The 11924-nt window shown below is 73.4% G+C and carries 11 protein-coding genes, 2 rRNA genes and 1 pseudogene; 1 reads left to right on the top strand and 13 read right to left on the bottom strand.

Features of this window, described 5'->3' with window-relative positions; all coding sequences use genetic code 11:
* The 10 genes and pseudogenes from VGD85_RS18270 to VGD85_RS18315 form a co-directional block, all read right to left on the bottom strand.
* Positions 1-322: pseudogene (locus tag VGD85_RS18270) on the bottom strand (alanine dehydrogenase); the annotation flags it as partial.
* Between the two features lie 60 nt (positions 323-382).
* Positions 383-970 (bottom strand): NUDIX hydrolase, encoded by a 588-nt coding sequence (locus tag VGD85_RS18275; RefSeq protein WP_331064857.1) that lies wholly within the window; start codon positions 968-970, stop codon positions 383-385.
* A gap of 5 nt (positions 971-975) precedes the next feature.
* Entirely contained in the window at positions 976-2685 is a 1710-nt protein-coding gene (locus VGD85_RS18280; RefSeq protein WP_331064858.1) for a CTP synthase, read from the bottom strand.
* Positions 2686-2696: 11 nt separating this feature from the next.
* A complete protein-coding gene (locus VGD85_RS18285; protein ID WP_331064859.1) occupies positions 2697-3605 on the bottom strand; it encodes a copper transporter in 909 nt (302 codons plus the stop codon).
* Positions 3560-4732: a putative cytokinetic ring protein SteA gene (steA, locus tag VGD85_RS18290; protein WP_331064860.1), complete on the bottom strand. Its 1173-nt coding sequence runs from the start codon at positions 4730-4732 to the stop codon at positions 3560-3562. Before steA ends, VGD85_RS18285 begins: the two co-directional genes overlap by 46 nt.
* A 93-nt stretch (positions 4733-4825) precedes the next feature.
* On the bottom strand, positions 4826-6577 hold the full coding sequence (gene recN / locus VGD85_RS18295) for a DNA repair protein RecN (RefSeq protein WP_331064861.1): 1752 nt from the start codon (positions 6575-6577) through the stop codon (positions 4826-4828).
* The gene (locus VGD85_RS18300) at positions 6570-7553 is read right to left on the bottom strand and encodes an NAD kinase (RefSeq protein ID WP_331064862.1); all 984 of its coding nucleotides are present in this window, start codon (positions 7551-7553) and stop codon (positions 6570-6572) included. Before VGD85_RS18300 ends, recN begins: the two co-directional genes overlap by 8 nt.
* Complete coding sequence (locus VGD85_RS18305) at positions 7550-8389, bottom strand: TlyA family RNA methyltransferase (RefSeq protein ID WP_331064863.1); 840 nt, start codon at positions 8387-8389, stop codon at positions 7550-7552. The genes VGD85_RS18300 and VGD85_RS18305 overlap by 4 nt, the downstream gene beginning before the upstream one ends.
* 3 nt (positions 8390-8392) lie before the next feature.
* Positions 8393-8614 carry a hypothetical protein gene (locus tag VGD85_RS18310; RefSeq protein WP_331064864.1) on the bottom strand — a complete coding sequence of 74 codons (222 nt, stop codon included), beginning with the start codon at positions 8612-8614 and terminating at the stop codon, positions 8393-8395.
* 10 nt (positions 8615-8624) lie between these two features.
* A complete protein-coding gene (locus VGD85_RS18315; RefSeq protein ID WP_331064865.1) occupies positions 8625-9623 on the bottom strand; it encodes an HAD-IIA family hydrolase in 999 nt (332 codons plus the stop codon).
* A gap of 59 nt (positions 9624-9682) precedes the next feature.
* Between VGD85_RS18315 and VGD85_RS18320 the strand changes: the two genes are divergently transcribed.
* Entirely contained in the window at positions 9683-10804 is a 1122-nt protein-coding gene (locus VGD85_RS18320; RefSeq protein ID WP_331064866.1) for a DUF1015 family protein, read from the top strand.
* On the opposite strand, the gene VGD85_RS18325 is transcribed toward VGD85_RS18320, so the two are convergent.
* The 3 genes from VGD85_RS18325 to VGD85_RS18335 all read right to left on the bottom strand — a co-directional run.
* Positions 10779-11162 (bottom strand): single-stranded DNA-binding protein, encoded by a 384-nt coding sequence (locus tag VGD85_RS18325; protein WP_331064867.1) that lies wholly within the window; start codon positions 11160-11162, stop codon positions 10779-10781. The two genes, VGD85_RS18320 and VGD85_RS18325, sit on opposite strands and share 26 nt — an antisense overlap.
* A gap of 172 nt (positions 11163-11334) precedes the next feature.
* Positions 11335-11451, bottom strand: a 5S ribosomal RNA gene (rrf, locus tag VGD85_RS18330).
* Between the two features lie 155 nt (positions 11452-11606).
* Positions 11607-11924: ribosomal RNA gene (locus VGD85_RS18335) — 23S ribosomal RNA — on the bottom strand; the annotation flags it as partial.

An 11924-nucleotide genomic window follows, 5' to 3' on the forward strand; every position in this document is an offset into this window, starting at 1 on the left:
CGGTCAACGGCTTGTCGGCGGCCAGGTGCAGATAGGTGAAGAGGGTCTGGCCCTCCCGCATCCTGGCGTACTCCTCGGCGACCGGCTCCTTGACCTTCAGCACCATGTCGATGCCGCCGTCGGTGCCCCAGGCCGCCTCTGCCGTGGGCACGATCTTCGCGCCCGCTCCGACGTACTCGTCGTCGCTGATCGAGGACCCGATTCCCGCGCTCTCCTGGATGAACACCTCGTGCCCATGGGAGACCAGCTCGTGCACGCCGATCGGCGTGATGGCCACCCGGTACTCGTGGTTCTTGACTTCCTTGGGGACGCCGACCTTCATGCGCGTGCTTCCTCCTGCTCGGGACAGGGCCGTCACGACGGTGTGGCGGCCACGGCGACACTATCCGGCCAGGCCCCTGGCCTTGGCGAGGAGCACCGCAGTGGCGAGGTGCGCGTCGGCGAGCCGGCCCGCCACGACCGCCTCGTGCAGGTCGAGGAAGGGCACCCACCCGAGCTCCATCTCGGCCTCCTCGTGCTCCGGGGCGAAGTCACCACGGCCGACCTCGCGCAGGTCGCGAGCGAGGAAGAAGTGGCTCTGCTCGGCGGAGAAGCCGGGTGAGGAGTACGTCGAGGCCAGGTGCGTCCACGCCCCCGCCTCGTAGCCCGCCTCCTCGACGAGCTCACGCCGGGCGACCTCGTCGGCGTCCTCACCGTCGACGTCGCAGAGCCCCGCCGGCAGCTGGACCAGCGTCCGCTGCACGGCATGGCGGTACTGCCACACGCACAGCACCCGGTCAAGGTCGTCGATCGCGAGCACGATCGCGGCGCCGGGATGCTCCACGACGATCCGCGGGAACGTCGGCTCCTCGGGATGCCCGGGACGCCGGATCCGGTCGCGGCGCACTCTGACGACCCACCCGTCGCCGTCGTAGACGCCGTCGGACTCCTCGACCGGCCACGCCTCGCGCCGGTCGGCGAGGTCGGGCACCGCGCTCAGTCCTCGTCCGGCTCGGGCTCGCGGCGCAGGCCGGACTCGTCGATCGGGAACCGCAGCTCGCGCTGCCGGTCCAGGGCCGCCCCGATCAGGCCTGCGAACAGCGGGTGCGGCCTCGTCGGGCGGGAGCGCAGCTCGGGGTGAGCCTGGGTCGCGACGTAGTAGGGGTGCGTCTCGCGCGGCAGCTCGACGAACTCGACGAGGCTGTTGTCCGGGGCGGTCCCGGAGAACACGAGCCCGGCCGCCTCGAGCTGGTCGCGGTAGGCGTTGTTGACCTCGTAGCGGTGCCGGTGCCGCTCCTCGATGAGGGCGCTGCCGTAGGCCGCCCGGGCGATCGAGCCCTCCTTGAGGGCCGCCGGGTAGAGGCCCAGACGCATGGTCCCGCCCAGGTCACCGGCACCCTCGACGAACGCCTTCTGCTCGGCCATCGTCGCGATGACCGGCTCGGGGGTGTCCGGGTCGAACTCCGTGGAGCCGGCCTTCTCCAGGCCGAGCACGCTGCGGGAGTACTCGATCACCATGCACTGCAGGCCCAGGCAGAGCCCGAGCGTGGGGATGCCGTGGGTGCGCGCGTAGGTGAGCGCGCCGAGCTTGCCCTCGATGCCGCGGACGCCGAACCCGCCGGGGACGCAGATCGCGTCGACATCGTGCAGGTTGCGGGCCGCGCCGGCCGGGGTCTGGCACTCGTCCGAGGCGACCCAGCGCAGCTGCACCTTCGCCTCGTGGGCGAACCCGCCCGCCCGCAGCGCCTCGGCGACCGAGAGGTAGGCGTCCGGCAGGTCGACGTACTTGCCGACGAGCGCGACCGTCACGTCCTCCTTCGGATGGTGCACGCGGCGCAGCAGGTCGTCCCAGATCGTCCAGTCGACGTCACGGAACGGCAGGTCGAGGCGGCGCACGAGGTAGGCGTCGAGGCCCTCGCGGTGCAGGACCTTGGGGATGTCGTAGATGGAGGGCGCGTCGGCCGCCGTCACCACGGCGTCCTGGTCGACGTCGCACATGAGGGAGATCTTCTTCTTGATCGACGGCGGCAGCTCACGGTCCGCGCGGCACACGATCGCGTCGGGCTGGATGCCGACCTGGCGCAGGGCCGCCACCGAGTGCTGGGTCGGCTTCGTCTTCAGCTCGCCGGACGGGCCGATGTAGGGCACCAGCGAGACGTGCAGGAAGAAGCAGTTGTCGCGGCCGATGTCGTGGCGCACCTGACGGGCGGCCTCCAGGAACGGCAGCGACTCGATGTCGCCGACCGTGCCACCGACCTCGGTGATGACGACGTCGACCCGCTGCCCGTCGATCTGGGTCCCGCCCATCGCGAGGATGCGGTCCTTGATCTCGTTGGTGATGTGCGGGATCACCTGGACGGTGTCACCGAGGTAGTCGCCGCGGCGCTCCTTGGCGATCACGCTGGAGTAGACCTGCCCGGTGGTGACGTTCGCGATCTGGCTCAGGTCGGTGTCGAGGAACCGCTCGTAGTGGCCGATGTCGAGGTCGGTCTCGGCGCCGTCGTTGGTGACGAACACCTCGCCGTGCTGGAACGGGTTCATCGTCCCGGGATCGACGTTGAGGTACGGGTCGAGCTTCTGCATCGTCACGCGCAGCCCCCGCGACCGGAGCAGGCTGCCGAGGCTGGACGCCGTCAGGCCCTTCCCGAGCGAGGAGGCGACGCCTCCGGTCACGAACACGTGCTTGGTCGGCGTCGCCTGGTTCACGGAGTTCTATTCTACGGGACGGGTACCGCTCCATCCGACCCCGACGCTCCGAACGAGCCACCTTGGACCGATGTCGAGCGGATCAGGGCGAGCACCGTGGTGACCTGCCCGAGCGTGGTGTCCGCGCCGTCGACGGTGGCGACCTGGTCGGCCACCGACTCCGAGCGCAGCGCCGCGAGGTCGCCGGACCCGGTCGCCGCCGCGGCGTCGCCCGCCACGACGACCCCGGTGGCCTTGGCCGCCAGGCCGGAGAGCAGGCCGCTGAGGATCGCCGGGTTGGTGGTCTTGCCCAGGACGACGAGCACGATCGGCGCGCGCACCGCACCGTCGGGTGAGCTCAACAGCTCCGCGCCGGCCAGGCTCTGCCGCACCGAGGTCGCGTCGGCGCTCGGCAGGTCCGACTCGGCGACCGCGAGGCCGACGAGCTGGCCGATCCGGACGTACGTCGGCGCATCCGCGGCGACCGCCCCGGAGCCGAGCTGGGTCATCAGCTGGCTGCCGAGCGTGTCCACCAGGGACTTCTCGGCCGGGTCGGTGAGGGCGGGCTGCAGGTCGTAGGTGCCGGCCACGTGGCCGCCGGCGTCCTCGATCTGCGCACCGAGCGCGCTGACGACGTCCCCGGGAGTGCCCGGCATGGTGAGGATCGACACGGGGTGGTCACGCAGCCGCCGGTCGTACAGCGCGGCAGCCGAGGCGGACGCGAAGTCGTCGCCGTAGGACGCGTCGCGCACGGCGGCGCGCTGCTGACCGGTGGTGGCCGCGGCGGGCCGGTCGTCGCGGCCCAGCTCGCTGAGCGGCCCCCCGCCGAGGGCCACGCCGACCGCGAGGGCCAAGAAGACGGCCACGAGTGAGACCACGTGGTGACGGTAGGAGATCACGGAACCAGTCCTCGGATCGCGTCGGTCAGGCTGTCGGCCCACTCCTGGCCGACCGGGGTCACGCCGACGGCGGCCGCGAGCGCGACCAGTCCGGCCAGCATCACCAGGAGCAGGTGGCGGGGCCGCACCCGCCCGGCGTACAGCTGGGGGACCGCGGCCGCGTCGACCAGTCGGGGGCCGACCTTGAGCCGGGTGAGGTAGGTGCTGGCCAGGCCGCCTCGCTGCCGGTCGAGGAACTCCTCGAGCGTCGCGTGCAGCCCGACACCCACGATCAGTGCGGCGTCCGCCGCGTCGGCGAGGATCAGGGCCGCGTCCTCGGCGGTCGCGGTCGACTCCAGACGCAGCGGCCGCAGCCCGAGCCGCTCCAGCGCCTCGACCGCCGTCCGGCCCCCGCCGCGGTCGGCGCGCAGGACCACGTCGCGTGCCGAGCCGAGGGCCTTGGTGCTCGGCCGCTCCGACTCCTCGGCCGCGGCGTCGAGGACCACGACGTCGGGGCGCAGTCCGGCCGCACGCAGCAGGTCCGCGCCCCGCCCGACCGCGACGAGCACCGGCTGCTGCTCGCGGATGAAGGTGCGCACCTGCCGCAGCTGCAGGTCGTGGTCGCGACCCCGAGCGACGACCACGACGGGTCGGCCCTCGACGCGGGTGGCCAGCCGCGGCACCCCTCGGCCGTGCAGCAGCAGGTCCTGCTCGCGGCGCAGGAACTCGGTGGTGTTGTGGGTCAGCGTCTCCAGCTGTGTGGCCAGGCCGGAGCGAGCAGCCTCGAGCTCCGCGGTCACGATCTCGGCGTCGACCAGGCGGCCGAAGGCGACCGGCCGTCCGTCGAGCAGCACGGTGCCGTCGTGCACCCGGACGGTGCTGCCGTCGGGGATGGCGGCCAGTCCGTCGGTCCCGATGCCGTCCACGACCGGGATGCCGGCCCCGAGCAGCACGGTCGGGCCGAGGTTGGGGAACCGGCCTGAGATCATCGGGGCGGCGTTGACCACCGCGCCGACCTCGGCGTCGACGAGCGCCTGGGCGCTCCCGCCGTCGAGGTCGACGTGATCGAGGACGGCGACGTCGCCGGGCCGCAGCCGCGCCACGAGGGCGCGGGTGCGGCGGTCGACGCGGGCGGTGCCCACGACGCCGGGCTGGTCGAGCAGGGGACGCTGTCGAACGGGAATCCTCATGACTGCGTCCATGCTGCCAGCCACGTCCGGGCCGTTCGCGCAGCACCGGACGCCGGGCGCGTCGCCCCGCTCGCGCCCGCGGCGCGCGGCCGCTCAACCGCCGGTGCGCGCCTCCTGGGCGACATCGAGGAGCTCACGGGCGTGGGCCAGGGCGGTGTCGGACCCCGCCAGTCCGGCGAGCATCCGCGAGAGCTCCTGCTCGCGCTGGGCGTCGTCGAGCACCGTCAGCCCGGAGCTGGTGATGGTGCCGTCGGAGGCCTTCTCCACGACGACGTGCCGGTCGGCGTACGCCGCGACCTGCGGCAGGTGGGTGACCACGAGGACCTGGGCGCTGCGGGCGAGCTGGGCCAGCCGGCGGCCGACCTCGACGGCGGCGGTGCCGCCGACCCCCGCGTCGACCTCGTCGAACACGAACGTAGGGACCGGGCTGGTGCCCGCGAGGGCGACCTCCAGCGCCAGCATCACCCGGGACAGCTCACCGCCCGAGGCCCCCTTGCCGAGCGGCCGCGGCTCGGATCCCGTGTTGGCAGCCAGCAGCAGCTCGACCTCATCCGTGCCCGACGCCGTGTAGCGCAGCCACCGGCCGTCGACCAGCAGCGGGCCGTGCGCACCCGGCCCGGGCGGGTCTACCTGGTGCTGACGCACCTCCACGGACAGCCGGGCGTGCGGCATCGCCAGCAACGTGAGCTCGGCGGTGACCTCCTCGGCGAGCCGCGCGGCCGCCTCCGTGCGGGCGGCGGTGAGGGCCTGGGCGGCCGTCGCCAGCTCAGCGCGCAGCTCGGCCTGCCGGCCGCGTAGCTCCTCGATGCGTTCGTCGGTGTGGTCGAGGTCCAGCAGCCGGGCCGCGGAGCGCTCCGACCAGGCCAGGACCTCGTCGATGGTCTCGCCGTACTTGCGGGTCAGCCCCGTCAACGCAGCCCGGCGCTCGGACACGGCGGCCAGGCGGGCCGGGTCGGTGTCGATGCGGGCGGCGTACGATGCGACGTCCGCGGCGAGGTCGGAGAGCAGGTAGGTCAGCTCCGCAAGGCGGTCGGCCAGCTCGCCCGCCTCGGGATCGTGCTCGCGGACGCCGTCGAGGAGCGCCCGCGCGGCCGAAGTCGTCGCCAGCGCGTCGGGGGCACCCTGGTCGCTGGAGAGGGCCTCACGGGCCTGCTCCGCCGCGGTGCGCAGCGTGTCCGCGAAACCCAGCCGGGACTCCTCCGCGGCCAGCGCCACGTCCTCGCCGGGCTCGGGGGCGACCGCCTCGACCTCCCCGAGCCCGAAGCGCAGCAGGTCAGCCTCCTGGGCGCGCTCGCGGGCGGTGGCCACGACGTCGTCGAGCTCGCGCTCGGTGGCCTCGAGGCGAGCGTGGAGGTCGGTGTATGCCCCCAGGAGATCTGCCAGCGCCGCTCCGCCGAACCGGTCGAGCGCCTCGCGCTGGGCGCGCGCCTGGAGCAGCCGGTGCTGGTCGGACTGCCCGTGCACCGCCACCAGCGGCTCGGCGACGCCGGCCAGCGCCGACACCGGCACCGAGGCGCCCCCGACGTAGGCGCGGGAGCGGCCCTCGGCCGACACGTTGCGCGCGAGCACGACCCGGTCGTCCTCGACCTCGCCCCCGGCCTCCTCGACGGCTGCGGCGAACGCCGCGAGCTCACCGACTCGGACGACGCCCTCGACGCGGGCCGTGCGCGCGCCGGTGCGCACCGCGCCGCTGTCGGCGCGGCCGCCGAGCAGCAGCCCGAGTGCGGTCACGATCATCGTCTTGCCGGCGCCGGTCTCGCCGGTGATGACGGTCAGCCCGGGGCCGAGCTCGAGCGTCGAGAACTCGATGACGCCCAGGGAGCTGATCCGGATCTCCTCAAGCACCCGCGTCCTCCCCCGCCGTCCCCCGCGTCGCCGCGCGGGCCTCCTCGGCCATCCGGCGACGGCGCTCGGCCGACCCACGCCAGCCGGCCACGGGGAGCCCGAACTTCGCGACGAGGCGGTCGGTGAACGGCGCCCGGTGGAGCCGGACCAGGCGCACCGGCTGGGTACCGCGGCGGACCTCGATCCGGGCGCCCGGCGGCAGGTCGACGGTGCGTCGGCCGTCGCACCACAAGACGCCGTCGCCGTCGGTGCGGGCGAGGACCTCGACGGCCAGCACCGAGCTGGGCGCGACCACCAGGGGCCGGGCGAACAGGGCGTGGGCGCTGATCGGCACCAGCAGCAGCGCCTCGACGCCGGGCCACACGATCGGGCCTCCGGCGCTGAAGTTGTAGGCCGTGGAGCCGGTCGGGGTCGCGCACACGACGCCGTCGCACCCCCACCGCGAGAGTGGCCGCCCGTCGACCTCGACGACGACCTCGATCATCCGCTCGCGGGCGGCCTTCTCGACGCTGGCCTCGTTGAGGGCCCAGGTGCGGTTCACGACCTCCCCGTCACGGTGCACGGTGACGTCGAGGGTGAGCCTGTCCTCGGCGCTGTAGCGCCGGTGCACGATCGCGTCGATCGTGGACTCGAGGTCGTCGTACTCGGCCTCGGCGAGGAACCCGACGTGTCCGAGGTTGACGCCCAGCAACGGCGCACCGGAGTCGTGGGAGATCTCTGCGGCCCGCAGGATCGTGCCGTCCCCGCCGATGACGAGCACCAGCTCGCACCCGGCGCTGGCGTCGCCGTCGCCGGCGAGCTCGATGCCGGAGGTGTCCAGGCCGAGCTCGTCCGCCTCGTCGGCGAGCACCCGGACGACCAGGCCGTGGGCGGTGAGTGCCTTGACGAAGGCCCGCGCGACCTCGCGCGCGTCGTCGCGTCCGACGTGCGCGATCAGCAGCACACGACGGGGTGCGGGCGGGGCGGGGATGGTCACGGGTCCACCCTCTCACCGGGCACCCCCGCCGGGGTCGCGCCCCGGACAGCGGTGTGGATCGCGTCCGCGTCGATCGCCGGCGTCCCGCGCCTGAGCCAGAGGAAGAACTCGACGTTCCCCGAGGGTCCCGGGAGGGGGCTCGTGGCGACCATCCGGGCGCCCCACCCCCGGGCGGCGGCCGCCGCGGCGACGCCGGCCACGGCCTCGGCACGCAGGGCGGGGTCGCGCACGACGCCGCCCTTGCCGACCCGTTCCTTGCCCACCTCGAACTGCGGCTTGACCATCAGCGCCAGGTCGCCGTCCGGTTCCGTGACGCCGATCAAGGCGTCGAGCACGAGCTCCAGCGAGATGAAGGACAGGTCGCCGACCACCAGGTCGACGCCACCGCCGATGGTCTCCGGCACCAGGTCGCGCACGTTGACGCGGTCGTGGACGACGACCCGCTCGTCCTGCCGCAGCCGCCACGCGAGCTGCCCGTAGCCCACGTCGACCGCCACCACCTGGGCCGCCCCGTGACGCAGCAGCACATCGGTGAAGCCGCCGGTGGAGGCGCCCGCGTCGAGGCACCGCCGGCCCGTGACCACGAGGCCGGCGGGCTCGAAGACCGCGAGCGCGCCGGCGAGCTTGTGCCCGCCACGTGACACGTAGTCGGGGCGGTCCGGGTCGTCGGCGACGACGATGGCCACATCGGTGGTGACGCCCGTCGCGGCCTTCGTCGCGGCGGCTCCGGACACCTTCACACGCCCCTGCTCGATGAGGTCGCTGGCGTGCTCACGGGAGCGGGCCAGCCCGCGGCGGACCAGCTCCGCGTCGAGACGCAGTCGTCGCGGCGGCACGGCTCAGGCGGGTGCGTCGGGGTCGGCGGGCTCGTCGAGGGCGCGCCGCAGGCGCTCGTGGGCGGTCTCGAAGACCCCGACGTGCTCCTCGATCGGTCGGTCCTCGAGCTCCTCGATGGCGACGATCACCTCGTCGACCGCGGGCAACCCGGTGCGGACACGCTCGGGCTCCGACGGCACCGACTCCGGCTCGTCGGGCACGGGGAAGTCCGGGTCCTCGCTCATGACGCCGAGGCTACCGCGTGGGGGCCTGCACCCCGGACAGCCGGACCGGTGTGCCCGTGCCGTCCAGGTGCGCCCACGCGGTCGTCGCCACCACCCGCCACCAGTCGTCGGGATCGCCCTCGCCCACGACCTCGAGGGCGCCGTCTGCGGCCGTCGCGTGCCAGCCGCCGAGCGTGTACCCGGCCGCGGTCGACTCGGGCGCCCGGTGCTCGCCGTGCAGACCGCTCAGGTCGCGTGCGAGGTACGTCGGGCGGAGCCCCTCGCCGGCGGCGACCAGCTCGGACAGCCCGGTGACGCCGGTCAGCACGAGCAGCGAGTCGAGGCCGGCGGCTCGGGCTCCCTCGATGTCGGTGTCGAGCCGGTCGCCCACCATCAGCGGTCGTCGGCCGCCGACGCGACGCACGGTCTCGTCCAGGAGAGGACGCGCCGGCTTGCCGGCGACCGCAGGGTCGACGCCCGAGAAGCGACGCAGCATCTCCACCTGCACGCCGTGACCGGGGGCGATCCCGAACGACGCCGGGAACGTCAGGTCGGTGTTGCTCGCGATCCACGGCAGGCCGTCGCGGATCCGCACCGCTGCTCGCATGATCTCGCTCCACCGCACCTCGGGGCCGTAGCCGGTCACGATCGCGGCCGCCTCGTCCGCCACGTCGACGGGCGTCAGCCCGACCTCGTGCAGCGCCTCACGGAGGCCGTCCGCGCCGAGGCACACCACCGGGGTCCCGGGACCGACCCGGTCCACGGCCAGACGGGCGGCTGCCTGGGCCGATGTCACGACGTCGGCCTCCTCGGCCGCGACCCCGAGGTCCGCGAGGTGCTCGGCGACGGTCCGCGGCGAGCGCGAGGCGTTGTTGGTGACGAAGGCCAGCCGCATCCCGGCCGCGCGCGCGGCCGCGAGGTGCTCGGCCGCTCCCTCGATCGCGTCCCCTCCGACGTACACCACGCCGTCGAGGTCCAGCATGGCCAGGTCGTAGGCCCGGCACAGGGCCACCTCCGACGAGCCGAGCACGCCTACCTCCTCCGGGACCTGGGCCTGGGCGACTGCTGGTCGCACCCTACGATGCTCCGATGGACACCGGCGCCGTGGTCACCCCACCCCACGGCACCGGCGCGGTGCGGCTGCTTCCGTTCCGTGGGATCACCCTGGCGCCCCGGCGGATCGGGGGGCTCGCGTCCGTGCGCGCCTTCACCCGCCCCTACCGCGCCGTCCCGGACCGTCTGGTCCGCTGGGAGCGGCGTGGCCAGGCGACCCACGACCGGCACCCGGCGGTCTACCTCCACGAGTACACCGCCGGCGGGATCACCGTCCGCGGGCTGGTCGGCGCTCTGGACCTGTCCTGCCACGCCGGGTCGGGCCCCGAGGTGGCGGTGCTGCCCCACGAAGGCGTGCACCCCGGCCAGGTCGACGAGCTGGCGGCCCGGATGCTGGAGATGCAGATCAATCCGGCGCCGATCCTGCTGGTGCACCGCGGCGCGCCCGACACCCGGGCGCTCATGGCCGAGGTGCTGCGGCGGCCCGCGCACCTGGAGTTCGCGGACCGGGCCCAACAGCGGCACCGGATCTGGGCCCTGCGCGAGGCACACGAGCTCGACCGGATCGACGCGGCGCTGGCCGGGACCCGAGCACTCATCGCCGACGGCCACCACCGCTACGCCGCCTACCTGCGCATGCAGGAGCTGCGGACCGGTCCCGCCACCGACGCCGGACTGGCGATGCTCGTCGACCAGGACGACACCCCGATGTTCCTCGGCGCGATCCACCGGTTGCTCACGGGCACCGCGCTCGGCTCCGTCCACGCGGCCGCCCGCAGGGTCGACGCACGGTTCGAGCCGATGCCGCGCCGCGACGCGTTGGCCGCGCTGGCGCCCGACACGCTCGTGGTCACCGACGGCACGGAGTGGGCGACCCTCGTGCCGGTCGTCGGGCCGGGCCGGGCCGTCGTCGAGTGGCTCCATCACGACCTCGTGCCGGCCCTGGACCGGCCGCCGACCGGAACCGCCTATCTCCATGCCGTCGACGAGGTCCTGCACGCCGTCGCCCGCCGCCGCGGCGTCGCCGTGCTCATGCCGGCACCGGACTTCGGCGAGGTGCTCCGGATCAGCGCCGACCGCCTGTTGCCGGAGAAGGCGACCTCGTTCCAGCCCAAGCCCAGCATCGGCGTGCTCATCCGCTCCCTGCGCGACGGATGACGCGACCGCCGGTCATCTCCACCTCGACCCTCGACGACGCCGCGCCGCCCGCGCGGAAGAAGCGTCGCCGCAGAGCCCCGGACACCTCCACCACGTCGCCGGCCGACCACCCCCGCACGGAGCGGCGGGCGCGAGCCGACCACGCGGCACACTCCAGCGCGTCCACGCTCTGGCGGGATCGCTCGGAGCGGACCCGCGGCACCACCACCCGGAACGTCCAGACCTCGTCGCCGCTGGGCAGCTCACGGCGTTCGGGAGGTCGGGAGACCCGGCCGACCAGCCGGACCTCGTTGGCCGCCGTCCACGCTTCCGCCGCGGACTCCCGTGCCCGTCCCGGCGGGACCTTCTGTGTCGTCATGACATCACCTCCGGCACCGACCCTGGCGGCCGGCACCGACTGCCGGCCCGGGCGCCGCGCAGACCTGGGGATATCGTCGCCGCAGCCCTGACGGTGGACGGCGGACGGGCCGTCAAGGTCCACCAATGCCAAGAGGGCCACCCGCAAAGCGGGTGGCCCTCTCAGAAAGTATGTCCGGCGGCGTCCTACTCTCCCACAGCCTCTCGGTTGCAGTACCATCGGCGCTGGAAGGCTTAACTTCCGGGTTCGGTATGGGTCCGGGTGTTTCCCTTCCGCTATGGCCGCCGTAACGCTTTTGAACACCACCCGTCCCCCTCTTTGGTGGGGGTGGGGGTGTTGGTTTTTGGGTGTCCCACACGGTGGTGTGTGGGTGTGGTGTGGACGCGGGCACGATGTCCCCCCCCCTGTGTGTGGGGGGGTGTTGTTGTTTTGGTTGAGGGTTTGTAAGACAAGCCCTCGGCCTATTAGTACCGGTCGGCTGGGCATTGCTGCTGTACACCTCCGGCCTATCAACCCCATGTTCTGTGGGGGGCCTTACCCCATCGTGTGGGTGGGAAACCTCATCTTGAAACGTGCTTCCCGCTTAGATGCATTCAGCGGATATCACTTCCGAACGTAGCCAACCAGCCGTGCCCCTGGCGGGACAACTGGCACACCAGAGGTTCGTCCATCCCGGTCCTCTCGTACTAGGGACAGCCTTTCTCAAGTTTCCTGCGCGCGCGGCGGATAGGGACCGAACTGTCTCACGACGTTCTAAACCCA

The sequence above is a fragment of the Nocardioides sp. genome (assembly GCF_036401255.1).
GTDB lineage: Bacteria > Actinomycetota > Actinomycetes > Propionibacteriales > Nocardioidaceae > Nocardioides.

What these genes read in the sequence shown, in the direction of transcription:
- VGD85_RS18320 (WP_331064866.1), top strand. Translation starts at nt 9,683, where the DNA reads ATGGACACCGGCGCCGTGGTCACCCCACCCCACGGCACCGGCGCGGTG.
- VGD85_RS18325 (WP_331064867.1), bottom strand. Translation starts at nt 11,162, where the DNA reads ATGACGACACAGAAGGTCCCGCCGGGACGGGCACGGGAGTCCGCGGCG.
- VGD85_RS18310 (WP_331064864.1), bottom strand. Translation starts at nt 8,614, where the DNA reads ATGAGCGAGGACCCGGACTTCCCCGTGCCCGACGAGCCGGAGTCGGTG.
- steA (WP_331064860.1), bottom strand. Translation starts at nt 4,732, where the DNA reads ATGAGGATTCCCGTTCGACAGCGTCCCCTGCTCGACCAGCCCGGCGTC.